The 26,318-nt window shown below is 64.2% G+C and carries 31 protein-coding genes; 7 read left to right on the top strand and 24 right to left on the bottom strand.

All coding sequences use genetic code 11. The annotated features are described in order from the left end of the window. Positions 1–57: 57 nt before the first annotated feature. The 10 genes from KW830_RS13195 to KW830_RS13150 form a co-directional block, all read right to left on the bottom strand. A complete protein-coding gene (locus tag KW830_RS13195; protein WP_218333398.1) occupies positions 58–735 on the bottom strand; it encodes a cold shock and DUF1294 domain-containing protein in 678 nt (225 codons plus the stop codon). Positions 736–947: 212 nt separating this feature from the next. After that, positions 948–1,364, bottom strand: a complete 417-nt coding sequence (locus KW830_RS13190) for a F0F1 ATP synthase subunit epsilon (RefSeq protein ID WP_066541852.1) — start codon at positions 1,362–1,364, stop codon at positions 948–950. A gap of 83 nt (positions 1,365–1,447) precedes the next feature. After that, positions 1,448–2,857, bottom strand: coding sequence for a F0F1 ATP synthase subunit beta (gene atpD / locus KW830_RS13185; RefSeq protein ID WP_066541853.1), 1,410 nt, complete (start codon positions 2,855–2,857; stop codon positions 1,448–1,450). A gap of 34 nt (positions 2,858–2,891) precedes the next feature. Then, on the bottom strand, positions 2,892–3,758 hold the full coding sequence (gene atpG, locus KW830_RS13180) for a F0F1 ATP synthase subunit gamma (RefSeq protein ID WP_066541855.1): 867 nt from the start codon (positions 3,756–3,758) through the stop codon (positions 2,892–2,894). A gap of 18 nt (positions 3,759–3,776) precedes the next feature. Continuing rightward, positions 3,777–5,336, bottom strand: a complete 1,560-nt coding sequence (gene atpA / locus KW830_RS13175; protein ID WP_066541859.1) for a F0F1 ATP synthase subunit alpha — start codon at positions 5,334–5,336, stop codon at positions 3,777–3,779. Positions 5,337–5,382: 46 nt separating this feature from the next. Continuing rightward, the gene (locus KW830_RS13170; RefSeq protein WP_066541860.1) at positions 5,383–5,922 is read right to left on the bottom strand and encodes a F0F1 ATP synthase subunit delta; all 540 of its coding nucleotides are present in this window, start codon (positions 5,920–5,922) and stop codon (positions 5,383–5,385) included. A 10-nt stretch (positions 5,923–5,932) separates the two neighbouring features. Further along, positions 5,933–6,403, bottom strand: coding sequence for a F0F1 ATP synthase subunit B (locus KW830_RS13165; RefSeq protein WP_066541861.1), 471 nt, complete (start codon positions 6,401–6,403; stop codon positions 5,933–5,935). Between the two features lie 35 nt (positions 6,404–6,438). Further along, positions 6,439–6,687 (bottom strand): F0F1 ATP synthase subunit C, encoded by a 249-nt coding sequence (gene atpE, locus KW830_RS13160; RefSeq protein ID WP_011803767.1) that lies wholly within the window; start codon positions 6,685–6,687, stop codon positions 6,439–6,441. 49 nt (positions 6,688–6,736) lie between these two features. Further along, positions 6,737–7,600, bottom strand: a complete 864-nt coding sequence (atpB, locus tag KW830_RS13155; protein WP_066541863.1) for a F0F1 ATP synthase subunit A — start codon at positions 7,598–7,600, stop codon at positions 6,737–6,739. Between the two features lie 14 nt (positions 7,601–7,614). After that, positions 7,615–8,094, bottom strand: a complete 480-nt coding sequence (locus KW830_RS13150; protein WP_066541865.1) for an ATP synthase subunit I — start codon at positions 8,092–8,094, stop codon at positions 7,615–7,617. Positions 8,095–8,321: 227 nt separating this feature from the next. On the opposite strand from KW830_RS13150, the gene KW830_RS13145 reads away from it, so the two are divergent. The 3 genes from KW830_RS13145 to lipA are packed head-to-tail and all read left to right on the top strand — an operon-like array spanning position 8,322 to position 10,346. Further along, positions 8,322–8,618, top strand: a complete 297-nt coding sequence (locus tag KW830_RS13145; protein ID WP_066541867.1) for a YbeD family protein — start codon at positions 8,322–8,324, stop codon at positions 8,616–8,618. Beyond that, the gene (lipB, locus tag KW830_RS13140) at positions 8,615–9,352 is read left to right on the top strand and encodes a lipoyl(octanoyl) transferase LipB (protein ID WP_066541869.1); all 738 of its coding nucleotides are present in this window, start codon (positions 8,615–8,617) and stop codon (positions 9,350–9,352) included. The genes KW830_RS13145 and lipB overlap by 4 nt, the downstream gene beginning before the upstream one ends. A 13-nt stretch (positions 9,353–9,365) precedes the next feature. Beyond that, positions 9,366–10,346: a lipoyl synthase gene (gene lipA / locus KW830_RS13135; protein ID WP_066541875.1), complete on the top strand. Its 981-nt coding sequence runs from the start codon at positions 9,366–9,368 to the stop codon at positions 10,344–10,346. Positions 10,347–10,933: 587 nt separating this feature from the next. On the opposite strand, the gene ptsP is transcribed toward lipA, so the two are convergent. The 4 genes from ptsP to KW830_RS13115 all read right to left on the bottom strand — a co-directional run bounded on the left by ptsP (position 10,934) and on the right by KW830_RS13115 (position 14,451). Continuing rightward, the gene (gene ptsP / locus KW830_RS13130; RefSeq protein WP_218333397.1) at positions 10,934–12,742 is read right to left on the bottom strand and encodes a phosphoenolpyruvate--protein phosphotransferase; all 1,809 of its coding nucleotides are present in this window, start codon (positions 12,740–12,742) and stop codon (positions 10,934–10,936) included. A gap of 180 nt (positions 12,743–12,922) precedes the next feature. Beyond that, positions 12,923–13,192 carry an HPr family phosphocarrier protein gene (locus KW830_RS13125; RefSeq protein ID WP_066541878.1) on the bottom strand — a complete coding sequence of 90 codons (270 nt, stop codon included), beginning with the start codon at positions 13,190–13,192 and terminating at the stop codon, positions 12,923–12,925. Then, complete coding sequence (locus tag KW830_RS13120) at positions 13,161–13,619, bottom strand: PTS sugar transporter subunit IIA (protein ID WP_218333396.1); 459 nt, start codon at positions 13,617–13,619, stop codon at positions 13,161–13,163. Before KW830_RS13120 ends, KW830_RS13125 begins: the two co-directional genes overlap by 32 nt. A 256-nt stretch (positions 13,620–13,875) precedes the next feature. Beyond that, positions 13,876–14,451, bottom strand: a complete 576-nt coding sequence (locus KW830_RS13115; RefSeq protein WP_218333395.1) for a hypothetical protein — start codon at positions 14,449–14,451, stop codon at positions 13,876–13,878. Between the two features lie 204 nt (positions 14,452–14,655). Here KW830_RS13115 and KW830_RS13110 point away from each other — a divergent pair, with 204 nt between their 5' ends. Next, positions 14,656–15,159, top strand: a complete 504-nt coding sequence (locus KW830_RS13110) for a TlpA disulfide reductase family protein (protein ID WP_066541884.1) — start codon at positions 14,656–14,658, stop codon at positions 15,157–15,159. 136 nt (positions 15,160–15,295) lie between these two features. Here KW830_RS13110 and KW830_RS13105 read toward each other — a convergent pair whose 3' ends face one another. Next, positions 15,296–15,745: a cytochrome c gene (locus KW830_RS13105; protein ID WP_218333394.1), complete on the bottom strand. Its 450-nt coding sequence runs from the start codon at positions 15,743–15,745 to the stop codon at positions 15,296–15,298. Between the two features lie 148 nt (positions 15,746–15,893). Here KW830_RS13105 and KW830_RS13100 point away from each other — a divergent pair, with 148 nt between their 5' ends. The 3 genes from KW830_RS13100 to KW830_RS13090 all read left to right on the top strand — a co-directional run bounded on the left by KW830_RS13100 (position 15,894) and on the right by KW830_RS13090 (position 18,183). Continuing rightward, complete coding sequence (locus KW830_RS13100) at positions 15,894–16,571, top strand: cytochrome b/b6 domain-containing protein (RefSeq protein ID WP_218333393.1); 678 nt, start codon at positions 15,894–15,896, stop codon at positions 16,569–16,571. A 111-nt stretch (positions 16,572–16,682) separates the two neighbouring features. Continuing rightward, positions 16,683–17,174: a GNAT family N-acetyltransferase gene (locus tag KW830_RS13095; protein ID WP_066541887.1), complete on the top strand. Its 492-nt coding sequence runs from the start codon at positions 16,683–16,685 to the stop codon at positions 17,172–17,174. A gap of 175 nt (positions 17,175–17,349) precedes the next feature. Continuing rightward, entirely contained in the window at positions 17,350–18,183 is an 834-nt protein-coding gene (locus tag KW830_RS13090; protein WP_066541889.1) for a flagellin, read from the top strand. 117 nt (positions 18,184–18,300) lie between these two features. On the opposite strand, the gene KW830_RS13085 is transcribed toward KW830_RS13090, so the two are convergent. The 9 genes from KW830_RS13085 to KW830_RS13045 are packed head-to-tail and all read right to left on the bottom strand — an operon-like array spanning position 18,301 to position 26,308. Then, positions 18,301–19,044, bottom strand: coding sequence for a PilZ domain-containing protein (locus KW830_RS13085; RefSeq protein ID WP_218333392.1), 744 nt, complete (start codon positions 19,042–19,044; stop codon positions 18,301–18,303). A 51-nt stretch (positions 19,045–19,095) separates the two neighbouring features. After that, entirely contained in the window at positions 19,096–20,166 is a 1,071-nt protein-coding gene (locus tag KW830_RS13080; RefSeq protein WP_218333391.1) for a hypothetical protein, read from the bottom strand. Then, positions 20,163–21,077 carry a flagellar hook-associated protein FlgL gene (gene flgL, locus KW830_RS13075; RefSeq protein WP_066541898.1) on the bottom strand — a complete coding sequence of 305 codons (915 nt, stop codon included), beginning with the start codon at positions 21,075–21,077 and terminating at the stop codon, positions 20,163–20,165. The genes KW830_RS13080 and flgL overlap by 4 nt, the downstream gene beginning before the upstream one ends. 36 nt (positions 21,078–21,113) lie before the next feature. Next, positions 21,114–22,499 carry a flagellar hook-associated protein FlgK gene (gene flgK / locus KW830_RS13070; protein WP_066541901.1) on the bottom strand — a complete coding sequence of 462 codons (1,386 nt, stop codon included), beginning with the start codon at positions 22,497–22,499 and terminating at the stop codon, positions 21,114–21,116. Beyond that, entirely contained in the window at positions 22,496–22,873 is a 378-nt protein-coding gene (locus KW830_RS13065; protein WP_066541903.1) for a hypothetical protein, read from the bottom strand. Before KW830_RS13065 ends, flgK begins: the two co-directional genes overlap by 4 nt. A gap of 11 nt (positions 22,874–22,884) precedes the next feature. Next, a complete protein-coding gene (locus tag KW830_RS13060) occupies positions 22,885–24,057 on the bottom strand; it encodes a flagellar basal body P-ring protein FlgI (protein ID WP_370626134.1) in 1,173 nt (390 codons plus the stop codon). An 8-nt stretch (positions 24,058–24,065) separates the two neighbouring features. Next, positions 24,066–24,749, bottom strand: coding sequence for a flagellar basal body L-ring protein FlgH (gene flgH, locus KW830_RS13055; RefSeq protein ID WP_066541908.1), 684 nt, complete (start codon positions 24,747–24,749; stop codon positions 24,066–24,068). Continuing rightward, on the bottom strand, positions 24,746–25,531 hold the full coding sequence (flgG, locus tag KW830_RS13050; RefSeq protein WP_218333390.1) for a flagellar basal-body rod protein FlgG: 786 nt from the start codon (positions 25,529–25,531) through the stop codon (positions 24,746–24,748). Before flgG ends, flgH begins: the two co-directional genes overlap by 4 nt. 54 nt (positions 25,532–25,585) lie before the next feature. Continuing rightward, positions 25,586–26,308, bottom strand: a complete 723-nt coding sequence (locus KW830_RS13045) for a flagellar basal body rod protein FlgF (protein ID WP_066541912.1) — start codon at positions 26,306–26,308, stop codon at positions 25,586–25,588. Positions 26,309–26,318: the final 10 nt, after the last annotated feature.

The following is a 26,318-nucleotide window of genomic DNA, read 5'->3' as shown; positions in this document are numbered from 1 at the left end:
AGCAGCGGCCCACCTGCGGCACGGCGCCAGATCTGTCACGCGCTGCGCTGCTGCGCCTCAGCGCTGCAGCAGCCACGCCTGCACTGCGGGTGCATGCAAACCGGTGAATGCCAGCATGTTCAGCACCACCGTGGCCCAGAACGCCTGGCGGAATTCCGGTTTGCTCGACTTGTGCCGCAAGCACTGCTGGGCCAGCAAAGCGCCCGGCCAGCCTCCCAGCAGCGCCAGGGCATGCAAGGTGGCTTCGGGCGTACGCCAGCCCCCCGACTGCGCCTGGTGCTTGTCATGCCAGTAGGCGCCGAAACACCACAGGCTCGGCCCCGCATAGGCCAACACCACCCATTCGGACACCCCCCACACCGCTGCGACCGCCACCCACCACAGGACCAAGACCAGCAGCGGCATAGAAACGCCACGGTGGTGGGCTGGCGTGCGTGCCCCTTGCGATCGCCGCACCTGCCCCGGTACCGCCGTGGCGCCTGCCGCCCGGGCCCGACCCTGCACCGGCGCGCGCCGATGGGGCTCCTGCCATGCCACGGCCAGGGCCCGCGGCTTGCCCTGCACCATGCCCAGCGCAAAGGTCAGCGGCATGCCGACCTGCGGGCGCTGCTGCGCAGCGGGCCGGGGCTGCCAGGCGCTGATGTGCACAAACACCCGCTCGCCGCTGCCATCGATCTGCACCAAGCCAAAACCCCGGGCCTCATTCCATTGCACCAGACGACCGCTGCACCGCATATCCACATCCTTGGGGCCGGGCCTGGAAAGAAAATAGTTTTTCAACTGCCGCAACGCACCCCACCCGGAACTGCGACTGCACTGCGCAGCCGCACGCCGGCGCTGAAAAGCCCGTTTCAGTCAGGCCGGAGCACCTGTTGTCCACCGGCACCACGCCACGGCAATAAAAAAGCCACCTTGCGGTGGCTTTCATGCAGAACTCCCGCGGGAGATCAGCGCTTTTGGCGGAACTTGCGCAGGGCAGCGATCTGGGCCGCCATGACAGCCAGCTCGGACTGGGCCTTGGCCAGGTCCAGCTCGCTCTTGGCGTTCTTCAGGGCTTCCTCGGCAGCAGCCTTGGCCTTCTGAGCCTTCTCGTCGTCCAGATCCTTGCCGCGGATCGCGGTGTCGGACAGCACGGTCACGCAGTTGGGTTGCACTTCCAAAATGCCGCCGGCCACGAAGACGAATTCTTCGCTGCCGTCCGGCATTTCGATGCGCACCGAACCCGGCTTGATGCGGGTGATCAGCGGTGTGTGGCGGGGATAAATGCCCAACTCGCCCGCTTCACCGGGCAAGGCGACAAAGCGCGCTTCACCGGAGAAGATGGACTCTTCGGCACTGACCACATCAACGTGGATGGTGTTCATCTTTGCTCCTAGGAAAAGGTGGGAATCTGGGCTTGGGGTGAACAGGCAGGAGACGCTGACGCGTCCCGTGCCCGCAGTTCACCTTAGGCGGCCAGCTTCTTGGCCTTCTCGAAGGCTTCGTCGATGGTGCCAACCATGTAGAAGGCCTGTTCGGGCAGGTGATCGGCTTCGCCGTTGGCAATCATCTTGAAACCGCGGATGGTTTCAGACAGAGGCACGTACTTGCCGGGAGCGCCGGTAAACACTTCAGCCACGTGGAAAGGCTGCGACAGGAAACGCTGCATCTTACGGGCACGTGCCACCACCAGCTTGTCTTCCGGTGCCAGTTCGTCCATGCCCAGAATGGCGATGATGTCGCGCAGTTCCTTGTAGCGCTGCAGCGTGCCCTGCACGGAGCGGGCCACGTTGTAGTGCTCTTCACCCACCACTTGGGGGTCCAGCTGACGGCTGGTGGAGTCCAGGGGATCCACGGCAGGGTAGATACCCAGCGAAGCGATGTCACGGGACAGCACGACGGTGGAGTCCAAGTGAGCGAAGGTCGTGGCAGGCGAAGGATCGGTCAAGTCATCGGCAGGCACGTACACGGCCTGGATGGAGGTGATCGAGCCCACCTTGGTGGAGGTGATACGCTCTTGCAGCTTGCCCATTTCTTCGGCCAGGGTAGGCTGGTAGCCCACGGCGGAAGGCATGCGGCCCAGCAGAGCGGACACTTCGGTACCGGCCAGGGTGTAGCGGTAGATGTTGTCCACGAAGAACAGCACGTCCTTGCCTTCATCACGGAACGCTTCAGCCATGGTCAGGCCGGTCAGCGCCACGCGCAGACGGTTTCCTGGGGGCTCGTTCATCTGGCCGTACACCATGGCAACCTTGGAGTCGTTCAGAGACTCTTGGTTCACCACGCCGGCGTCCGACATTTCGTGATAGAAGTCGTTACCTTCACGGGTACGTTCACCCACACCAGCGAACACCGACAGACCGCTGTGGGCCTTGGCGATGTTGTTGATGAGTTCCATCATGTTCACGGTCTTGCCCACACCGGCACCACCGAACAGGCCCACCTTACCGCCCTTGGCGAAGGGGCAGACCAGGTCGATCACCTTGATGCCGGTTTCCAGCAGTTCCTGCGAAGGCGACAGTTCGTCGTACGCAGGAGCCTTGCGGTGGATGGCAGCCGTCAGAGTCTGGTCCACGGGACCGCGCTCGTCGATGGGGTTGCCCAGCACGTCCATGATGCGGCCCAGAGTGGCCTTGCCCACGGGCACGGTGATGGGGTTGCCCGTGTTGGTGACCATCAGGCCACGCTTGATACCGTCCGAAGAACCCAGCGCAATGGTACGCACCACGCCGTCGCCCAGCTGTTGCTGAACTTCCAGCGTCAGGGCCGAGCCTTCGAGCTTCAGCGCATCGTAGACCTTGGGCACTTCACCATGGGCGAACTCCACGTCCACCACGGCGCCGATACATTGAACAATCTTGCCTTGTACTTGAGCCATTCTTTGCTCCAATCTGTTTGTGCGTTAAAGCCGTTTACACAGCGGCGGCGCCTGCCACGATTTCCGACAACTCGGTCGTAATCGCTGCCTGACGCGTCTTGTTGTAGACCAGCTTCAACTCGCTGATGACGTTGCCGGCATTGTCGGTTGCGGCCTTCATGGCCACCATGCGCGCCGATTGCTCGGACGCCATGTTTTCCGCCACCGCCTGGTACACGAGGGATTCCACGTAACGAACCAGCAGTTCGTCGATGACGCTCTGGGCGTCAGGTTCGTAGATGTATTCCCACGATGCACCCGTCTTCTCGGCTTGCATTTTTTCGGACGACAGGGGAAGCAGCTGCTCCACCACCGACTCTTGCTTCATGGTGTTGATGAACTTGGTGTACGCCACGTACACCGCGCTCAGCTTGCCTTCAGCATATTGGTCCAGCAGCACCTTGACAGGCCCAATGAGCTTGTCGAGATGCGGCGTGTCACCCAGGCCTGTAGCGTGGGAAACCACCTTGGCACCGACACGGTTCAGGAAACCCAGTCCCTTGCCGCCAATGGCCACTGCTTCTGTCGTAATACCCGCATCCTGCAGTTCACGCAGCTTGGTCGTGACGGCACGCAACACGTTGGTGTTCATGCCGCCGCACAGGCCCTTGTCGGTCGTCACCACGATGACGCCGACCTTCTTGGCATCGTTCACTTGCATGAACGGATGCACGTACTCAGGGTTGGCTTGACCAAGGTTGGCTGCAATGTTGCGGATTTTTTCGCTGTATGGACGGGCAGCCAGCATCCGGTCCTGCGCCTTGCGCATTTTGGATGCAGCCACCATTTCCATGGCTTTGGTGATCTTCTTGGTGTTTTCCACCGATTTGATCTTGCCGCGTATTTCCTTACCTGCTGCCATGATGGCTCCTCGTCCGGTTTAAGCGAACGACTTCTTGAACGCAGCGACGGCAGCGGTCAATTCGGCCTCGTCCTTGCCTTCCTTGTCGAAAGCACGCTTTTCGTTCAGACGGTCCAGCAGGGCAGCGTGGCTGGACTTCAGGAACTGGTGCAGACCAGCTTCGAAAGGCAGCACTTGCTTGACTTCGATGTCGTCCATGAAACCCTTGTTCACGGCAAACAGCGACACACCCATCAGCGCAGTGGACAGCGGGCTGTACTGGGCTTGCTTCAGCAGTTCGGTCACGCGGGCACCGCGGTCCAGCTGCTTGCGGGTGGCTTCGTCCAGGTCGGAAGCGAACTGCGCGAACGCAGCCAGTTCACGGTACTGTGCCAGGTCGGTACGGATACCGCCGGACAGGCCCTTCACCAGCTTGGTCTGTGCAGAACCACCCACGCGGGACACCGAGATACCGGCGTTGATAGCGGGACGGATACCAGCGTTGAACAGGTTGGTTTCCAGGAAGATCTGGCCGTCCGTGATCGAGATCACGTTGGTAGGCACGAAGGCGGACACGTCACCGGCTTGGGTTTCGATGATAGGCAGAGCGGTCAGAGAACCGGTCTTGCCCTTCACTTCACCCTTGGTGAAAGCTTCGACGTAGTCGGCGTTCACGCGAGCGGCACGCTCCAGCAGACGCGAGTGGAGATAGAACACGTCGCCAGGGAAAGCTTCACGTCCTGGGGGACGGCGCAGCAGCAGCGACACTTGGCGGTAAGCCACAGCTTGCTTGGACAGATCGTCATAAACGATCAGGGCGTCTTCACCGCGGTCGCGGAAGTATTCGCCCATCGTGCAGCCGGAGTAGGCCGACACGTACTGCATGGCAGCGGATTCGGAAGCGGTCGCAGCCACCACGATGGTGTATTCCATCGCGCCAGCTTGTTCCAGGGCACGCACCACGTTCTTGATCGAAGAAGCCTTCTGACCAATTGCCACGTAGATGCAGGTAACGCCTTGACCCTTTTGGTTGATGATCGCGTCGATGGCAACGGCGGTCTTGCCGGTCTGACGGTCACCAATGATCAGTTCACGCTGGCCACGGCCCACGGGCACCATCGAGTCGATGGACTTGATACCGGTTTGCAGCGGCTGGTCCACGGATTGACGTGCGATCACACCAGGCGCAACCTTTTCGATCACGTCGGTCATCTTGGCGTTGATGGGGCCCTTGCCATCGATAGGCTGACCCAGGGCGTTCACCACGCGGCCGACCAGTTCGGGGCCCACGGGCACTTCCAGAATACGACCCGTGCACTTGACGACGTCGCCTTCCTTGATGTGCTCGTAAGCACCCAGAATCACGGCGCCCACGGAGTCGCGTTCCAGGTTCAGCGCCAGGCCGAACGAAGCCTGACCATCGGCGCCAGCGGGGAATTCCAGCATTTCGCCAGCCATCACGTCGGACAGGCCGTGCACGCGCACGATACCGTCGGTCACCGACACCACGGTGCCTTGGTTACGGACGTCGGTGCTCGCAGCCAGACCTTCGATGCGGCTCTTGATCAATTCAGAAATTTCTGCGGGATTGAGTTGCATGACTCTTTCCTTCTTTCTTGTGTTTAGCCGAGACCTCAAGCGCGCATTACGCGATGAGGGCCGCTTTCATTTGTTCCAGACGGGCTTTGACGGAGGTGTCCAGCACCTCGTCGCCCACCACGACGCGAACGCCACCGATCAGCGAGTCATCCGGCTTCACAGTGAGATTCAGCTTGCGGCCAAAGCGCTTTTCCAGCGAAGCGCCCAGCTCGGCCAGCGCTGCATCCGCAATGGGGAAAGCGCTGAACACCACGGCGTCCGAAGAGCCGCTCTTGCTGTTCACGAGGCTGCGGAACTGTGCTGCCGCTTCGGGCAGCGCGTCCAGACGGCCGTTTTCGAGGACCACACGCAGAAAGTTGCGTGCGGCCTCGGGCAATGCCGACTTGGCCACACCCGCGATCAGATCGAACACTTGCGTCTTCGACACGTTGGGGTTGTCGGCCAGTTGGCGCAATTGCGGATCGGCGGCAATCGCCGCCAATTCCTCCACCCAAGCGACAGTGCTGCCCAAATCAGCGCCCTTGTCGGCGCTGGCTTTGAACAATGCTTCGGCGTAAGGGCGGGCAATGGTGGCGAGTTCTGCCATTTTGCTTTCCTTACAGCTCTGTCTTCAGGCGGTTCAGCAGATCAGCATGGACGCCGGCGTTCACTTCCTTGCGGAGGATTTGCTCGGCACCCTTCACAGCCAATGCAGCCACTTGCTCGCGCAGGGCTTCACGGGCGGCAACGGCTTGCTGCTCAGCTTCGGCGCGGGCAGCGGCAACAATCTTGTTGCCTTCTTCTGTCGCGCGGGCCTTGGCCTCTTCAATGATGGCCTGGGCGCGGCGTTCGGCGTCCGCAAGCCGCGATGCTGTCTCGTTGCGCGTCTGGCTCAGTTCCTGCTCGACGCGCTTGTTCACAGCGGTCAGTTCGGACTTGGCCTTGTCGGCAGCAGCGAGGCCATCGGCGATTTTCTGGGCTCGCTCATCCAGTGCCTTCGCGATCGGGGGCCACACGAACTTCATCGTGAACAGCACCAGGATCAGGAAAACAATGGCCTGAACGAACAGGGTCGCGTTGATACTCACGGCAACACCTTTCTATCTAGGGCGTTGATCGGAGCTTAGGCCAGGACGAAGGGGTTGGCGAAAGCGAACAGCAGAGCGATAGCCACACCGATCAGGAAAGCAGCGTCGATCAGACCGGCCAAGATGAACATCTTGGTTTGCAGTTCGTTGATCAGCTCAGGCTGGCGAGCCGAGGATTCCAGGAACTTGCCGCCCATCAGAGCGATACCGATCGAAGCGCCGATAGCACCCAGACCAACGATCAGACCACAAGCCAGAGCGACGAGACCGAGAATGTTTTCCATGATGACTCCTAGAGATTAAAGGAAAGTTGAAAGGTTGAAAGGGGAAGGGTCAGTGAGCTTCATGAGCCTGGCCGAGGTAAATCAGCGTCAGCATCATGAAAATGAAGGCCTGCAGGGTGATCACCAGGATGTGGAAGATCGCCCAGATCGTGCCTGCAATGATGTGCCCCACAGGGAGCAACGCACCAGAGAGCGACATAGCCGCTGCGCCACCCATCAGGGCAATCAGCATGAACACCAACTCACCAGCGTACATGTTGCCAAACAGTCGCATGCCATGCGACACGGTCTTGGCAACGTATTCAATGATCTGCATCAGCAGATTGACCACGCCCAGGATCAGGGCGAAGACGGGATTCTTGGAGGTACCGAAGGGAGCGGTCACCAGCTCGTGGCCCCAGCCACCCAGGCCCTTGATCTTGACGCTGTAGTACAGGCACAGCACCAGCACGGCGAACGACAGGCCGAGCGTGGTGGACAGGTCGGCGGTGGGCACGACACGCAGGTAGGCGTGGTGGTCACCGGTAGCGCCTTGCCACAGCACGGGCAGCAGGTCCACGGGCAGCATGTCCATGGCGTTCATCAGGAAAATCCAGACGAACACGGTCAGTGCCAGCGGAGCGATGAACTTGCGCGACTGGGCGTTGTGGATATTGGCCTTGGCCTGGTTGTCCACCATTTCGACCAGCATTTCCACCGCAGCCTGGAAGCGGCCCGGCACACCGGAGGTGGCCTTGCGCACGGCCAGCCACATCACGAAGATGCCCAGCAGGCCCAGGATGGCAGCGACCGCGACGGAGTCATAGTTGACTACCGAGAAATCGATGACGGACTTCTGCTTGATGTTTTGCAGGTGTTGCAAGTGGTGAACGATGTATTCACTTGCAGTTGGGGCGTTCGCATCAGCGGCCATCGTCAACTCTCTTCTCAAACTTCAGTTTTTCGGACACCGGATCGCACCAGCAGCGCGATCCAATACGTTTTCATCACTACGACCATGCCGGCGAGCAGTGCCAGCCAGCTCAGGTCTTTCACCAAGCTCGGCGCGGCGGCCATCATGGCAACGCACAACACCAGCTTGACCAATTCCCATCCAAAGAGGCGCGTCATCGCGGAACCTGCACCAGCGGCCGGACCACCGCGCGTGACGCCACGCGCAAAGACCACCGCCGGGACCACGACGCACAGGGCGCCGTACGCGGCCGACCAGCCCACACGGGCCTGACCGCTGATCCACCATGCCAGCACAGCCACCAGCACACCGACTGCCACCTGGCCTAGCACAATGCGCCAGACCGACAGCGACGGATTGCGCCGACGCCAGGCCTGCGCCTCTTCCGGGCTCAGAGGCTTGAAATCCTCTTCTTCGGCCTCAAGTTCGTCCTGCCAGGGTGCATTTTTTTTCATCGTGGAGCGCCCGCAGCAGACCTAAACTTTTTCACAAAGCCTCTGATTATAAGTAGAAACCCGTCCGATTCGTTAGGGCGAACCCTCTTGCACTCGGGAATTTGTGTGCAGCCAGCCGGCTGTAAGCCAACCCTGCCCGGAAAACGGGCGCAACGATACCGCACAATGCCGCCCATAGCCAAGCAAAGCCCTGTGCTTGCGCCGCTTACAACTGGGAATAACGCACTATGACTGACAACAGCACGCCAGACGAACAGGATCCGCGCAAGGATTCGCTGATCGAATACCCCTCGCTTTTCCCCATCAAGGTGATGGGCATCAAGACGGACGGCCTCGTTCACGCCATCACCAAGGTGGCCGAAGAGTTCGACCCCCAGTTCGACGCCTCCACCGTGGAACTGCGCCCGAGCAGCACCGGCAAGTACCTGGGCGTGACCATCACCGTCACGGCCACCAGCCGCGAGCAGCTGGACAACCTCTACCGCGCCCTGACCTCCCACCCCATGGTCAAGGTGGTGCTGTGACCACCGCCACGGCGCAGGCCGCCGTGGCCTGCGCCCCGGTGCTGGATGCCCGCCTGATCGGGCGGGCGGCCTACGCACCCACGGTGCAGGCCATGCAGGAATTCACGCGCACACGCACTGCGCACACACCTGACCAGCTCTGGATCTGCGAGCATCCCGCCACCTTCACCCAGGGTTTGGCCGGCAAATCCGACCATCTGTTGCATACAGGCGACATTCCCGTGGTGGCCACCAACCGCGGCGGCCAGGTGACCTACCACGGACCGGGACAGGTCGTGGCCTATCCGCTCCTGGATCTGCAGCGCCTGGGCTATTTCGTCAAGGAATATGTCTACCGCCTGGAAGAGGCCGCCATCCGCACGCTGGACCACTTTGGCGTGACCGGCCACCGTGTGGCCGGCGCCCCCGGTATCTATGTGCGCCTGGACGACCCGCGCAGCCACGCCCGGCTGGAACAGCGCCCCCAGCTGCGCGCGCCCGGCAGCGCCGCGCCCGAACCCGATTTCACCGGCCTGGGCAAGATTGCCGCCCTGGGCATCAAGGTCAGCCGCCACTGCAGCTACCACGGTCTGGCGCTGAACGTGGACATGGACCTGGAGCCCTACTCCCGCATCAACCCTTGCGGCTATGCAGGGCTGCCCACAGTGGACCTTTCTACAATAGGCATCCAGACAACCTGGGACGAGGTTGCCCACGTGCTCGGCCACCAGCTGATTGCCCGCCTCGCCCCCTGAAAAAACGCACACCATGAGCAGCAACGAAGTCGTGCGCGAAGCGCAGTCCGCCGAAAACTACAACCCGCTGGCCAAGCAGAAGGCGGCCGCCAAGCTGGCGCGCATCCCCGTCAAGGTGGAGCAGGCCGAAGTGCTGAAGAAGCCCGAGTGGATCCGCGTCAAGGCCGGCAGCCCGACCACGCGCTTCTACGAGATCAAGGACATTCTGCGCAGCAACAAGCTGCACACGGTCTGCGAGGAAGCCAGTTGCCCCAATATCGGCGAATGCTTCGGCAAGGGCACGGCCACATTCATGATCATGGGCGACAAGTGCACCCGCCGCTGCCCGTTCTGCGACGTGGGCCATGGCCGCCCCGACCCGCTGGACAAGGACGAGCCGCTGAACCTGGCGCGCACCATTGCCGCCCTGAAGCTGAACTATGTGGTGATCACCAGCGTGGACCGCGACGACCTGCGCGACGGCGGCTCGGGCCATTTTGTGGAATGCATCCAGAACATCCGCGCCCTGTCACCCACCACGCAGATCGAAATCCTGGTGCCCGACTTCCGCGGCCGCGATGACCGCGCGCTGGAAATCCTGACCTCGGCACCGCCCGATGTGATGAACCACAACCTGGAAACCGCGCCCCGCCTGTACAAGGAAGCACGCCCGGGTTCGGACTACCAGTTCAGCCTGAACCTGCTCAAGAAGTTCAAGGCGCTGCACCCCAAGGTGCCCACCAAGAGCGGCATTATGGTCGGCCTGGGCGAGACGGACGAGGAAATCCTGCAGGTGATGCGCGACATGCGCGCCCACAACATCGACATGCTGACCATCGGCCAGTACCTGGCGCCCACCAACAGCCACCTGCCGGTGCGCCGCTATGTGCACCCGGACACCTTCAAGATGTTCGAGGAAGAAGCCTACAAGATGGGCTTCACGCACGCCGCCGTGGGCGCCATGGTGCGCTCCAGCTACCACGCCGACCAGCAGGCCCACGCCGCCGGCGTGTAAGCCCGCGGCGCTGCCGGCGTCCAACCAATCTGCCGATCAGCCATTGCCCGCGGGCAATGGCTTTTTTTAGGCCGCAGCGGGCAACAGGCCCGCAGCACTTGGCCGCGCGGCACCGCGCCAAGGCATACGAAGATGGCCGCCCAGAGGCTTGCACTGCCTGCAGGGCTGCGGCCGTGCGACGCTGGTTGCGGCGCGCTGCGCGCCACCGTCACCAATGCCTTGCACAAACAAAGACGCCTTGCGGCAACAGCCTGCAAGGCGCAGTCAAAATTCTCGATCACACGGGTTTCAGCGCGAAAAAATTGCGTGGCTAACCGGGCATTCCGCTGGCTGGCAAAAAACGACTTTCAGGCTTTACAGGCCTTAGGTCGCCCCACGATGAAACCATGGGAAGCCGCCTCGACCTTCAAGCTCCCACCAGGACGGTGTCGGCTGCTTCCATGGGTTGAACTATAACATTGAATGCGAATTAATCTCAATCACTTTTTTTATCTGAAGGGTGTTTTATTTCCACCACCTGCACCCCCCCCCGCACGCCTGCCTGACACCCCGCACAGCGCATCTTGCGCAGGCACCGGGGACAGGCCTCAGCGCATCGCCGGCACCACCGCCGCCAGCGACGTCAGACTGTCTGCGGTCTGCTGCAGCGCCGCCGTCGGATCGTCGGCATCCAGCACCGCCTGCGCCCAGTCATGCAGCTTGCGGGTGTCGGTGCGCAGCACTTCCTGCTTGACCGCCAGCACCTGCGCCGGGTGCATGGAAAAGCTGCGCAGTCCCAGGCCCAGCAGCAGCTTGGTGAACGCCACATCGCCCGCCATCTCGCCGCACACGCAGACGCTTTTGCCGGCGGCATTGGCCTCGCGGATCACCTGGGCCACCAGTTGCAGCACGGCCGGATGCAGTGGGTCGTACAGCTCGGCCACGGCCTCGTCGGCGCGGTCGATGGCCAGCGTGTACTGGATCAGGTCGTTGGTGCCGATGGACAGAAAGTCGAAGTACTGCAAAAAGGTGCGCACCATCAGCGCCGCCGCCGGGATCTCGATCATCGCGCCCAGCTCCACCTTGCCGTAGGCCACACCGCGCGCGTCCAGCTCGGACTGCGCCAGCCGCAGCTGGGCCAGGATCTGCGTGATCTCGCTGCGGTGCGCCACCATGGGGAACAGCATGTTCACCTTGCCATGGGCCGCTGCGCGCAGGATGGCACGCAGCTGGGTGCGGAACATCACCGGCTCGGCCAGGCTCCAGCGGATGGCGCGCAGGCCCAGCGCCGGGTTGAGCGAGGCATTGATCTTGCCTTCCAGCGGCTTGTCCGCCCCCACATCGATGGTGCGGATGGTCAGCGGCATGCCTTCCAGCCCTTCCAGCGCGGCGCGGTAGGCCTGGTATTGCTCTTCTTCGCCGGGGAGCTTTCCGCCCCGGCCCATAAACAGGAATTCGCTGCGAAACAGCCCCACGCCCACGGCGCCGGCCTTGACCACGGCGGGGCTGTCCTCGGGCTGCTCGATGTTGGCCAGCAGCTCGATCGTCTGGCCATCCAGCGTCTGCGCCGGGGTGTGCCGCAAACGGGTCAGGCGCTCGCGCTCCAGCAGCATCTGGCGGCGACGGAACTGGTATTCCTCCAGCACGATGGGCGACGGATCGACGATCAGGATGCCGGCGTCACCGTCGATGATGACCCAGTCGTCCTGGCGCACCAATTGGCTGGCGGCGCGTGCGCCCACCACGGCGGGAATGTCCATGCTGCGCGCCACGATGGCGGTGTGGCTGGTCTTGCCGCCCACGGCGGTCACAAAGCCTTCGAACACGCTGCGCTTGAACTGCAGCATGTCGGCCGGCGACAGATCCTGGGCCACCAGCACCAGCGGGGCATCGGTCATGTCGTCGGACAGTGTCTGCTGCGCATCGGGGGCACGCCGGGGTTTGGCGGCGCAGGCCTCGGGCGAGACCGGGCTGGCCACGCCGCGCATGTGACGCAGGATGCGCTCGACCACCTGCTCCATATCGGACTTGCGCTCGCGCAGGTAGTCGTCCTCCATCTCGTCGAACTGGCGCGAGATCACTTCCAGCTGCGTGGTCAGCGCCCATTCGGCGTTGTACAGGCGCTCGGTGATCCACTGCTTGACGCCGTTGACCATCAGCTCGTCCTGCAGCAGCATCAGGTGGACTTCCAGCAGGGCCGCCACCTCACCCGGGGCATCCACCGGCATGCTCTCCAGCAGGCGCGACAGCTCGGTCACCACCGCATTGCGCGCGGCGCGGGTGCGGGCGATTTCGCTCTCCACCTGCTCGGGCTGGATGAAATAGTGCCGCACCTCCATGCGGCTGGAGGCCACCACGACGGCACGTCCAATGGCAATTCCCCGGGAAACGGCCAGGCCATGGATAGCGAACGTCATGCGGTCAATCCTTCTTCTGGTGCGCCTTGCAAGGCGCGTTGCGCAGGCCGCTATTGTCAGCCCAGCGCCAGCGATTCCGGCCTACATCACAGACGCCGGGTCGGCCTCTCTTGATGCAAGGCAAGCTTTGGCCTGTGCTGCTCCATATTGCTGCGCCGCAGCAATATGGAGAGCAAGCACTCACTGCCCTTCACCAAACTTGTCGTTGATCAAGGCCAGCAAGGCGTCCGATGCCTGCTGCTCCTGCTCGCCATCGGTCTCCAGCACCACTTCGGCCCCCAGGCCGGCGGCCAGCATCATCACGCCCATGATGCTTTTGGCGTTGACACGGCGCTCGCCGCGCGAGAGCCAGACTTCGCAGGGGAAACTGCCCGCCAGTTTGGTGAGCTTGGCGGACGCGCGGGCGTGCAGGCCCAACTTATTGCTGATGGTGACTGTGGTCTGAATCATGGTGCAAACGGGGACGCTGGTTTTGGGGCGCGCTGCCACCACCGGCCAGCATGATGCCTTGCGTGCCGCCGGCTTGCGCACGGGCGGCCAGGTTTTCCAAAGACTCCGCGCGGTAGCACCAGGCACGCAGCAGCATGGGCAGGTTCACCCCCGTCACCACGCGTGCATTGCGGCCTTCCACCAGGCGCAGGGCGACATTGCTGGGGGTGGCGCCAAAGACGTCGGTCAGCACCAGCAGGGGGCCCTCTTCGGACTGCGCCGGCAACAGGGCCCGCGCTTTCTGGAGGGTGTCTTCGGGTTCGGCATGGGCCTGCACGTCCAGCGCCAGCACATCGCCACCACAGTCATTGAAGACATGCAGTGCCGCTTCGCGCAAGGCGTGCGCCAGGGGCGCGTGGGCAATGAGGAGAATGCGAACAGGTTTCATGGAGCGCGATTGTTCCGACCATTATGGCGCGCCCGGTCACCCCGCTCACGGGTGCTGGCATGCCCGCCAGGGCCGTGACAGGGACAGTCCGTGGTGCGCTGACAACAATGCATGGTTCCCGTGGCACGGCGAGGCCACACCACGCCAGCGCCTGCATGCACCGCGCCCGTCACAACGCCGGATTGAGACCGCAGGCGTCGACGTACCTCCGGGCACCTCCGTGTGCACCACCCTGGTCCTCGACTGCCTCCAGCCTTCAGTTCTGCAGTTGCAAGGCCTGGAAGAACTGGCTGGCCACTTCGTGCTGGGGCTTGGGCGCGTAGATCACCGCGTGGTAGATGCGGGCCTTGTCGCCCTCCTGCTTGGCGAACCACACGCCATGCGTGGTGATGGTCCAGCCCGACGGCCCTTCCCCCTGCACCGTGGCGCGGATGGAGCGCGACAGGTTCATGGCCCCGACCGGCACAAAAGGTGCGCCGCTCTTGCCCTCCTTGCTGTCCACGGCCTTGAGCTTGGTCAGCACGGCGGCTTCCCAGTAGGCCAGTGCATCGTCGGCCTGGCGCACATCGTCCAGCAGCCAGTGCGAGACGGCGTAGGTGGCGTCCACGGCATCGCAACCCATCATGGTCACATTCACCGGGCCCTGCTCCATGCCGAAATCCACTTTCTGCTGGGCCACATCAGGCTCGCAGGGGAAACGGGCATGCAGTTCCGCATCGCGCAGCACGACGTCGTGCCAGGTCAGCTCCGGCTTGTGGTCACAGGCCGAAAGCGCAGCAACAGCAGCGCACACCGCAAAAAGAGAAGCGCAACGGGCAGCGAATGTGGTCATGCTCCCATTATCGGCAGCCCCCGCGTTTTGTGTACGCGCACAAACGCGCAAGAAAGCCGATGCTTGCCGGGCATTTCCACGCGCTGCGGACACAGCTCCCGACAGGGTGGCTCGCCCCTTTCTCCCTGACAGAACTTTTGTCCGGGATCAGGCTCCAAACCTGCACGCCGGCATCGGTTCCGGCGCTTGGTACACAATCACAACATGGCAATCAAACATTGGATGGCAGGCGTGGCGCTTGCCGCATTCGCCGGCCTGGGGGCCTATGTGTTCTGGGGCGGTCATAGCGCGGCTGCGCCGCAGTCGTCCTTTGTGCTGCTCGACGGCAGCACCCGCACCACCGAAGACCTCAAGGGCAAGGTGACGCTGGTGAACTTCTGGGCCACCAGCTGCACCACCTGCGTGGCGGAAATGCCCGAGATCATCAAGACCTACGACAAGTACAAGGACAAGGGCTACGACACTCTGGCCGTGGCCATGAGCTACGACCCCCCCAGCTATGTGGTGAACTTTGTCCAGTCGCGCCAGCTGCCCTTCAAGGTGGCGCTGGACAACACCGGTGCCGCCGCCAAGGCCTGGGGCGATATCCGCATCACGCCCACCACCTACATCGTCAACAAGCGCGGCGAGATCGTGAAGACCTATGTCGGCGCCCCCGACTTTGCCGAGCTGCACAAGCTGATCGAAAAGCTGCTGGCCGAGGCCTGAAGGCCCGCCAGCCGCGCCGCGCAGCCTTCGCGCGCTCGGTTCTTTCCGCCATGCAAAAAGCCAGCACCCGTGCTGGCTTTTTTGTGCGCGCAGGGCAGCGGTCTGGCGCCAGTCGCCTGGCACCCGCCGCGCCGCTTCAACGGTTGCGGAACGCGTCGTGGCAGGCCTTGCAGGACTGTGCGGCAGGGCCGAAGGCATTCTTCAGCTGCGCCAGATCCCCGGTCTTGGCCGCAGCCACCAGCTTGGCGCTTTCTGCCTGGAACTTGTCGGCATGTTCCGTGAACTTGGCCTTCTCCTTCCACACCTCGGGCTTGGCCTTGCCGCCTTCCGTGCCGTCACCGAAGGCCGCCCACGGCAACTTGGCCATGGTTTCCAGCACCGCGGCGTTCTCTTGCGCCACTTTCGCATCAAAAGGCGCTTTGCCGTTCGCCATGGCGCCCAGGCGGCCGAAATGCTGGCTCATCACGAACAAAGCGCCCTGGCGGTATTTGATGGCGTCTTCGCTTTTGGCAAACTGGGCCGAGGCAGGCGCAGCCAACAGCGCCGCCGAGGCCGCCACCAGCAGCGCAGGCAGGATCTTCTTCATGGTTTTTTTTCCTTGGGTTGTGGGGAAACGCAGTCGCGGCACCAGGTGCCTGCGGCCCAGTATGGCAGTGCCTCCGTTCAACGCAAAGCCGCACTTTTTTGCGCGGACTCCCTGCGGCCTCGGCCTGCATCCGCATACATTGAAGTCCATGAGCAATGCAACCACCCGCATCTGGGACCTTCCCACCCGCTTGTTCCACTGGCTGCTGGCGGCCTGCGTGATCGCCCTGGTGGTCACAGCCAAAGTCGGCGGCAATGCCATGGAATGGCACCTGCGCCTGGGCCACGTGGTGCTGGCCCTGCTGGTGTTTCGCATCCTCTGGGGCGTGGTGGGCGGCCACTGGTCACGCTTTGCCACCTTCATTCCCGGGCCCGCGCGCCTGCTGCGCTACCTGCGCCAGCCGGCGGCCGACACCACGGTCGGCCACAACCCGCTGGGAGCGCTGTCGGTGCTGGCCCTGCTGCTGGTGCTGGGGCTGCAGGTGGGCACCGGCCTGCTCAGCGACGATGAAATTGCCTTTGCCGGACCGCTGACGCGCTTTGTCGGTGGCGACACCGTCGCCTGGGCCACCGGCTGGCACAAGGACTGGGGCCAGTGGCTGCTGCTGGGCCTGCTGGCCCTGCACCTGTGCGCCGTCGCTTTCTATGCCGTGGTGCGCCGCAAGCCCCTGGTGCAGGCCATGCTGCACGGCAACCAGCCTGCCCCCGCCGGCACCGCCGCTTCTCGCGACGGATTGGCCGCCCGGCTGCTGGCCCTGCTGCTGATCGCGGCCTGCGCCGCGGCGGCCTGGTGGGTCTACGGCCTGGGCAGCACACCCGGTTTCTGATTCCCGGCGGCGTGGATCCCCGGCCTGGGTCCATCCCCGATAGGCGGTCTTTGCGCCGCCGTTTACACTGGACCTCTGTCAACCCTGGCGCCTGTGCGCCACCTACCGCCTGTGGACAAGCCCACCGTGGCCCTGTTGCTGGCCGAATCCCCGCACGATCTGGAGGCTGTGCGCCTGTTGTTTGCGGAATATGCCGGCGGCCTGGGCATTGACCTGGAATTCCAGGATTTCGAACGCGAACTCGCCACCCTGCCCGGCGACTACGCTGCGCCCCGCGGGGGCCTGCTGCTGGCCCATGTGGATGGCGCCCTGGCCGGTTGCTGCGCACTGCGCCCGCTCGATACCAGCGACTACCCCAACGCCGCCGAAATGAAGCGCCTGTATGTGCGCAAGGCCTTCCGCGGCTTTGGCCTGGGCCGTGAACTGGCCGAAGCCGCCCTCAATGCGGCGCGCCAGATGGGCTATGACCATGTGCTGCTGGACACCCTGGACGACATGGAATCCGCCCGCGCGCTCTACACCGAGCTCGGCTTTGAAAGCATTCCGCCCTACTACCACAACCCCATCGCCGGGGCCCATTATCTGAAGGCCAGCATCGCCTAGCCTGCGGCTGCACCTGCCGCCGCCCTCCGCCTGGCCGGTGCCCACCAGTGCCCCGTGCCCGCAGTTTTTTGCAGATGCCATTTAAGTTCCCACACGGCGCCGTCGCTTAGTACAGGCAAGAGCGCCATGGTGGTGCTCGCAACGTCGTACCGACATTGATTTACGGAGCCCCTCCATGCTGAGCCTGCACACCAACGCCGCTGCCCTGAGCACCCAAAATTCCCTGGGCAACACCAACAAGGCCCTGTCCACTTCCATGACCCGCCTGGGTACCGGCTACCGCGTCAACTCCGCCATGGACGACGCTGCCGGCCTGCAGATCGCAACCCGCCTGGAAGCCCAAACCCGCGGCATGTCCGTGGCCCAGAAGAACACCCAGAACGGCATCTCCCTGCTCCAAACCGGTGAAGGCGCCCTGGCCGAAGTCAACAACATGATCCTGCGCATGAAGGATCTGGCCACCGAGGCAGCCAACGCCACCTCCACCGATGCCGACAAGACCGCCATGCAGGCTGAATTCACGGCACTGTCCGCTGAAATCGACAACATCATGGCCAACACCAAGTTCGGTGGCCAGGCACTGTTCTCCGCTGCAGGCACCTTCACCGCAGCGTCCACCTTCCAGATCGGCGCTTCGAACTCCGAAACCTATGCGTTCAACGCTTCGACCGATCTGACGGCACTGAATACCGCCATCACCAACCTGAAGGCTGGCGCCGTGAGCGGCACCACCGCCAACGCCGCCATCAACCTGGCTGACCTCGCTTCGGCTGCCGTGGGCACGCTGCGCTCCTCGTTCGGTGCCGCCGCCAACCGCCTGGAACACGTGTACAACAACCTGGGCAACATGATCCAGAACACCGAAGCCTCCAAGGGCCGCATCATGGACGTGGACTACGCCACCGAAACCTCGAACATGACCAGCAAGCAAATGCTGATGCAAGCTTCCACCGCCATGCTGAAACAATCCTCCAGCATGAGCCAGATGGTGGCTTCGCTGCTGCAATAAGCTGCGCAGTTCGGCAAGGGCCCGCGCCCTTGCGCGCCACGAAAAAAAGCCAACCGCAAGGTTGGCTTTTTGCATGCGCATACAGCGCCACGGCACCCATGCCGCAGCCTGGCAGCCCTAGACCCGGCGCTCCTGCATGATGCGCGCCAGCGCGGTCTGCACCTCGTCGGTCATGCCTTCCAGGCTGCAACCCACCATGACCTGCTCGCCCAGCAAAAAGGATTTGTAGCTGCGCCGCGAGCGCACAGTCAGATCCACCTGCACCTGCACGCCGCTGCCCAGATCCAGCACCACCTTGCTGATCTTGCGTCCCATGAACAGCATGGACGTTTCGCTGCGCGTGCCACGCAAGGCCACCCCGCCCTGGCTGAGGTCATCCATGTGCAGCACGCAATGGCGCTGCCCGAACATGAAGCTGGCTTCGTAACGCTGGCCCAGCGGCAGCTGCAGCCGCGGGTGGCGCCGGCGCTGGTGCTGCAGGACCTGGTTTGGCCAGGGCGCCTGCAGCTGCCAGCGGCCATGCGACAGCTCTGCCCACTGTGCCTGCAGCTCCCACTGCGTGCGCACGCTGCCAGGCAAATGGGCCACCACCAGCACCGCCGCGGGCAGGGGCAACAAGGCACCGGACACCTCCATCACCAGGCGCTGCTGCTCCGCATCCACCTGGCTCAGCACGGCCATGCCGCAAGGCCGGCCCCCGGCATCCTGCACCGCATGGGCATCGGGCACATCGGCCAGCAAGGTCATCACCGCCTGCTGGCGTTGCAATGACTCCAGCACCTGCTGCACAGCAACCGGTGTACTCAAACGGTAATACGACAGATCGACAGCGGCTGGAGCCGCAACTGATTCCAACTGCATGGAGGATTCCGCCCTGCGCAGGGCCTGGTTCAAAAGCTCGGTGCGATACGGCTAGGCCAACGCACCCCGACTTTGCAACAGCCGCGCCACACGCCGGCGCGACACGGCCCGCACGGCAGGCACCACCGCCAAAATCCAATCATAGGCAGGCATCTGGCCGGCCTGCGCAAACGCCTGTGCAAATGCCTGCACCGCTGTGGTACGTGCGCCCACATCGTCCAGACTTTGTCCTGCGTCATGTTGAAACGCCCGCACGGCCGCCTGTGCCTGCAACACGCGCTCGCGGGCGGCGGGCAGCTCGGCCGCCAGCGCCTGCACAGCCGCCGCATCGGCCGCACTCCAGCTGTCCACACGCAGAGCCTGGGGGGATGACACCAAGCGCGGCGACACCCACTGCCCGGCAGGAAAGCGCTTGCCATTGCCCTTGACCATGAAGCGCTGCACCACCACCGGCCACCAGCGCTCTTCGACCGACAGCACCAGCGGCTGTTCCAGCCCGCTCAGCTGCATGCCCAGAGGTGCCAGCGCATGGGCCAGCGCCTGCCGGCTGGCGCCTTGTGCCCGCTCCCAGCGGGCCTGCCAGGCCCCCTGCGCGCCGTCCTGCCCCAGCAGGCAAAAGCCCACCAGTTCCGTATCGCGCGCGTGCTCGGCCTGCAGACTCTCCCAGCTCCAGCCGGCCAGGGTGAACTGCTTGCGGGCGCGCTGCACCGGCGACCAGTGCAGCGATTCGTCCAGGCTTTCCAGCGTCCGCGGCAGGCGCTTGGCCCACCCGGCCTGCACCGCCTGCAACGCACTGCGCAGGCGAGCCGCACCGGCATCGGAAGGGAGCTTGCGCTGGTGGCGGCAGGCCTGGATCAATGCAGACAGCTGCTGCTCCAGCTGCTCCAGAAAATCCAGCGCCATCTGCGCCTTGCTGATCTGCACATGGAATTCACGCACCCGCTGCGGCACGGCCGCGGCCATCCATCCCCGGGGCCAGGTGCTGTGGTAGCGGATGGCCGGCAAGGGATGCGTGCCCACCGCGCTGGTGGGCACGGCCGGCGCCGCCGCCCCGGGCTGCGCTGCACCGGCGGTGCCGATGCGCCCCGCCGAGGCGTTGCCACCAATGCGCGCGCTGCTCACAGCGCGTCAAACAGGCTGAGCTGGCTGACCTTGCCGTAGGCCGACTGCGTGGCCTTGATGGCCGACATCAGCGTATTGAGCTGCACGGCCGCGGTCGCGTAGTTCAGCTGGGAGTAGTCCAGCACCGCCGTCTGGTTGGCCGTGCTGAGGTTGCCCCAGTTGGTTTCCAGCGTGCTGACGATGTTCTGCGCCCCGCCCAGCTTGGAGATCTTGGTGGACACCTGGTCCATGCCGGTGTCCACACCCGTCAGCGCCGCCTGCAGGCTGGCACGGGTGGCCGGGTTGTTGGCCGTGGTGCCGCCGCCCTTGATGGCCTCGATGGCCTGGTCCAGCGTGTTGAGCATGGCCGCCATTTCATCGCCCAGCGTCACGTTCGCAGGCTGGGTCAGGCCATTGCCCACCACCACCTGCTGCTGTTCGCTGTTGCCGCCCACCGTGTAGCGGGTACCGGCGGCCGCCGCGGCGTTGAAGCCCACGGTTGCGGTCTTGGACAGGGTGCCGGAGAACAGGTAGGAGCCTTCCTGGTCCTTGGTCAGCGCGCTGGCGTACAGGGCATCGCGCAAGGACTCCAGGTTCGTGGCCATGGCGCTCAGGTCCTCGCCGGTGTTGCCGCCATCCAGGGCCCACACCAGCAGATCGCGCGTGCTCAGCAGGTCGCTGTTGATGCTGCTGAGCACGGTCTCGCTCTGCGTCATGCGGTTGGAGAGCGCACCGATGTTGTCCTTGTACTGCGCGATGCTGGCCTCCTCGCGCTGCAGGCGCGAAATGCGCACATGGGCGATGGGGTCGTCGCTGGGCCGCGTCAGGCGATTGCCGCTGGACATCTGCCCCATCAGCTTCTCCAGCTGGGTGTTGGAGTTCTGCAGCGAGGCGTTGACGGTGATGTGGTACTGGTTGCTGGATACGCGCATGGCCTGAAATCCTTGTCCGTGAATGGGTGGTGCGCCTCAGCGCATTTCCAGCAGGCTGTCGAACAGCTCGTTGGCCACGGTGATGACCTTCATATTGGCCTGGTACATCTGCTGGTACTGCATCAGGTTCACCGCCTCTTCATCGGTGTTGACCGCGCTGGTGGAGCGCCAGTTCGATTCCGACTGGTCGCGCACCGTCTGCGCCGTTTCATAGGAAGCGTTGTTCTGCTGGCTGTACATGGCCAGCTTGCCCACCAGCTGGGTGTACACATCCCCCAGCAGCACGGAGCTGCCCACCATGCCGGTGCCTCCGGGGCCATAGATGTTCACGGCCTTGCTCTGCAAGGCAATCAGCTCCTGCAGCTTGGTGCTGTCGCCGACCTTGGCGGGGTCCCCCGACAGGCCCAGCTGTTCCGGGGTGATGCCGGCGCTGACCGTCAGCATGGCCGAGGTGGAGGTGGCATCGAACACGAACAGGTCCGTCCCTGCAGCACCATTGGTGCCATAGCCCGACTGCAGCACCGCATTGGTTTCGCTGGCAATGACCTGCGCCAGCCCGCGGATGGACGCATCCAGGGGCTGCAGCACATCGCTCTCCAGCGCTGCCAGGCCGCCCAGGGTTCCGCCCCAGTTCTCGGCGCCCAGCTGGAACGTCTCGGTCCCGAAGCTCACGCTCAGGAACTGCGAACCCGCATCCACGCTGACCGTGGAGGCACGGTTGCCCACCACCAGGGGCTGGCCGCCGCGCAGCGACAGATTGATGGAGCCATCCGGCTGCGTGGTCGTCTGCAGGCCCACCAGCTTGGACAGCTCGTCGACCTTGGCGTCACGCTGGTCCTGCAGCGAGGAGGTATTCAGCCCGGCACCGGCGCTCTGCGTGATCTTGTCGTTCAGCGCGGCAATTTCGTGGATATAGGAATTGACCTGGTCCACCGCCACGGCACGCTGCTGGCGCACGGCCAGCGCCTGGTTGGACACGATCTGGCCGATGTTGTTGATGGTCTGGCCCAGCGCCTTGGCGGCTTCGATGATCTGCTGGCGCAGCGGCGTGGACGTGGGCTCTACGCTGGTGGCGCTCAGGGCGCTGAAGAATTTGTCCAGCGCGGCGTTGATGCCGCCATCGGCATCGCCCATCACCTGTTCCAGCTGCAGCAGGTAGGTCTGCGCTGCCTCGTATTCCCCCTTGGTGCTGGCAGCGCGCCACATCTGCTGGGTCTTGTAGCTGTCGGCATAGCGGATCAACGACGTGACGGCCACCCCGTCGCCAGCGGACAGCGCGGTGTTGGCCGACGCCTTGGCCGTCAGCACCACGCCCTGGCGGGTGTAGTTGGGGGTCAGGGCATTCGCCAGGTTGTGGCTGACGGTATTGAGGGCGACCTGCGAGGCCACCACACCGGTCAGTCCGTTGAAAAGCATGCTCATGAAAGTTTCCTTGTTCCCGCAGCGTTCACTGCCGCGCCGGACTGGGGCAGCATCTGCCGCACCAGCACATCGGCGATCCCAAATGCGCGCTGACCCGCCAGTCCGTCGGCCACGGTCTGCTCGGCCAATGCCAGCGTGCTGTCATTGACCCGGTCATTGATGGCACTGCCGGAATCGGCCATCGCCGCCGTGGCCTGTCGCATCTGCTTCAACATCTGGGCGACAAAAAAGCCTTCGAACTTCACTGCGGCAGCCGTCAGGCGCTGCACGGTCGCGTCGTCGGCAGGCTGTGCCGCGGCCACGGGGGGTTGGCCAGCCTCTCCGGCGGGGACCGTGGGACGTTCGGCGGCAAGGCGGGTGGTGGAGGTTTCCATGGGGTGTCCCTTTAGATCACCACCAGCTCGCCATGCAGTGCACCGGCCTGGTCCAGGGCCTGCAGGATGGACATGATGTCGTCCGGCGAGGCACCGGTGCGGTTGATGGTGTCGATGATGGTCTGCAGCTTGGCACCGGCAGGCCACTCGAACATGTGCCCGTTGCCCTCCTGCACCTGCACGTTCGACTCCGGCGTCACCACGGTGTTGCCCTGGCTGAACGGTGCCGGCTGGCTGACATTGGACTGCTCGCGGATCACCACGCGCAGCGCACCGTGCGAGACGGCGGCCGCCTTGACCGTGACGCCTTCGGCAATCACCACCGTGCCGGTGCGCGAATTGAAGACCACGCGCGGCAGCTCCTGCCCCATGGCCACCTGCAGATCCTGCAGGTCGGCAACAAAGCCGACCCGCTGCGTTGGCACCAGCGGTGCGCGCACCTCGATGCTGGTGCCATCGCGCGTGCTGGCGATATCGCCGTAGCGCGTGTTGATGGCCTGGACGATGTTGCGGGCCGTGCGAAAGCTCGGCTGGCGCAGCGACAGCAGCACGGTCTCGCCGCTCTCGAAGTCGGAAGGGATCTCGCGCTCCACCGTGGCGCCGTTGGGAATGCGGCCGGAAGTGGGCGTATTGACGGTGACGCTGGAGCCGCTGTTGCCGGTGGCGTTCAAGCCCCCCACCACCAGCTGCCCCTGGGCGATGGCATAGATCTCGTTGTCCACCCCGCGCAGCGGCGCCATCAGCAGCATGCCGCCGCGCAGGCTTTTCGCATCGCCCAGCGAGGACACGGTCACGTCGATGCTCTGGCCCTTTCGGTAGCCCGGCGGGAACACCCCGCTGACCATCACCGTGGCCACGTTCTTCAACTTGGTGCTGGTCTTCTCGGGCAGCTTGATGCCGAACTGGGTCAGCATATTGGCCACGGACTGGCCCGCAAACTTGACCTGCGTGCTGTCGCCCGTGCCGTTCAGGCCCACCACCAGACCGTAACCGATCAGCTGGTTTTCGCGCACGCCTTCGACATGCACCAGATGGCGCAGGGGCCGCATGCTGGTCTTGGCAGCCGCCTCGGCACCGCGCACCGTTTTGCCCGCGGGCTGCGCCCCGGAAGGCAGGGCCAGACCTGCCAGCACCAGGGCCATGGCACCGCGACAGAGGCTACGAGACAGCAGGCGTGCAAACATCATCACGATCAGAAGGGGAAAAGCGGGCTTTGGAAGAAGCGTGTCAGCCAGCCAGCTTCGCTGGCATCGGACAGCGCGCCATGGCCCGAGTAGCTGATGCGCGCATTGGCGACGCGCAGCGAGGACACGCGGTTGTTCAGGTCCACATCGGTGGCGCGCACATAGCCGCTCAGGCGCAGCACTTCATCGCCCTGGTTGAGCGACAACGCGCGGTCGCCCTTGATGTAGAGCAGGCCGTTGGGCAGCACCTGCTGGACGATGACGGTCATGGCACCGGACAGCGCATTCTGTTGCGTGCTGCTGCCGCCGCCGCTGAACTTGCTGCTGCCTTCCAGCTCGATGTCGGCCTTGATGCTCTTGCCGCCCAGAATGGGCGGCGAGATGCCGACGCTGCTGCCCTTGCTGGTCTGGGTATTGGCTTTCTTGCTTGCCTGGGTCACCTCTTCCAGCAGCACCGTCAGGATGTCGCCGGCACGGTGCGCACGCTGGTCGGCCACCAGGCCTGTGGACGCATGGGGCACGAACAGCCCGCCGCCCTGGGCCCTGGCCTGGGGCGCCATCAGAAACTCCGGCACCGATTCGGCCGGCTGCATCACCTCGGGCGGGCGCACCGCGCAACCTGCCAGCGCCAGCAAGGCCAGCGCAGCACCTGCCGCGCGCCAGCGCAGCACCCATGCAGCGCGGCAGATCATGCAGCTTGCGCCAGGTTGCGCATCATGTCGTCCGCAGCGGACAGCACCTTGGTGTTCATCTCGTAGCTGCGCTGGGCCGAGATCATGTCCACCATTTCTTCCACCGCCTGCACGTTGGAGCTTTCCAGCGCGAACTGGCGCAGCGTGCCGAAGCCGGCTTCCCCGGGCTCGCCCAGCACCGCATCGCCGCTGGCTTGCGACACCAGGTACAGGTTGTCGCCCTGGGCCTGCAGGCCGGCCGGGTTCACGAACGTGGCCAGTTGCAGCGTGCCCAGCTCCTGCGCGGTGGCATCCGTGCCCACCATGGCGCTGACCAGACCGGTTTCGCTGATGGTCACCGACTTGGCGCCTTCGGGGATGGTGATTTCCGGCTGCAGCGGCAAGCCGTTGGCGTTGACCAGGCGGCCTTCGTTGTCCACCTGCAGCTGACCGGCACGGGTATAGGCCGTCTCGCCGTTCGCCTGCAGCACCTGCAGAAAGCCATTGCCCACGATGGCCACATCCAGCTGCTGGCTGGTGTTCTGCATGCTGCCTTCGGTGAACTGCTTGTGCGTGGACACCAGCCGCACGCCGGTGCCCAGCTGCACGCCGGCGGGCACGCGGTTGTCGCCCTGGCTGTTGCTGCCCGGCATGCGGGTGATTTCATAGAACTGGTCTTCAAACGCTGCACTGTTGCGCTTGAAGCCCACGGTGTTTACGTTGGCCAGATTGTGCGCAATCACCTGCAACTTGGCGTCCTGGGCCTGCAGGCCGGTCTTGCTCACGAGCAAAGCGGGATTCATGGTGGTGTTCCTTTTACGTGGTCCCTGTCACCCTGGCGGGCGACGCACTGCAACTCAATCACGCAGCAGCCGGTTGCCGGCCTCGGCCATGCCGTCGGCGGCCTGATACAACTTCATCTGGATTTCAAACTGGCGGCTGATGTCCATCACGGCCACCATCTCCTCCACGGCCTGCACGTTGGACGACTCCAGCGCGCCGCTGCGCACGCGCACGGTCTCGCTGGCGGGCAGGGCTTCGCCGCTGCGCGACACCAGCAGACCTGCGGTGGTCTTGGTCATGGGCTGACTGCCGTCCACCAGCTTCAGCCGGTCGACTTCCTGCATCTCGGTCCCGTTCTCCGGCAGGATGGACACGGTGCCATCCTCGGCCACCGACAGGACGCGAAACGGCGGCAGCACAATCGGTCCGCCATCGCCCAGCACCGCGCGGCCGTTGATGGAGAGATTGCCTTCGCTGTCCACCAGCATGGCACCGGCACGGGTGTAGGCCTCGCCGCCGGCGTCCGCCACCGTGATCAGCCCCTGGCCCAGCACGGCGACGTCCAGATCGCGCCCGGTTTCGCGCACCGCCCCCAGGCGCTGCGACACCACATCCGTGGCCCCTGTGCTCTGGTGGCGGCTGTCGTAGCCATACCCGCCCACGGCCTGCGTGCCGGCCACCTCGTAGTCGGCACGAAAGCCCGTGGTATCGGCATTGGCCAGGTTGTTGGCGTGCACCTGCTGGGCATGGAACGCACGCTCCGCGCCAGTCATGACGGTATAGATCAGCTTGTCCATGAGCGCCGCT

This window comes from Comamonas sp. CMM03 (assembly GCF_019218715.1).
GTDB classification, from domain to species: Bacteria; Pseudomonadota; Gammaproteobacteria; order Burkholderiales; family Burkholderiaceae_C; genus Comamonas; species Comamonas terrigena.
Note: the sequence above shows the minus strand (reverse complement) of the source record. Positions and strands in the feature narration are given on the sequence as shown.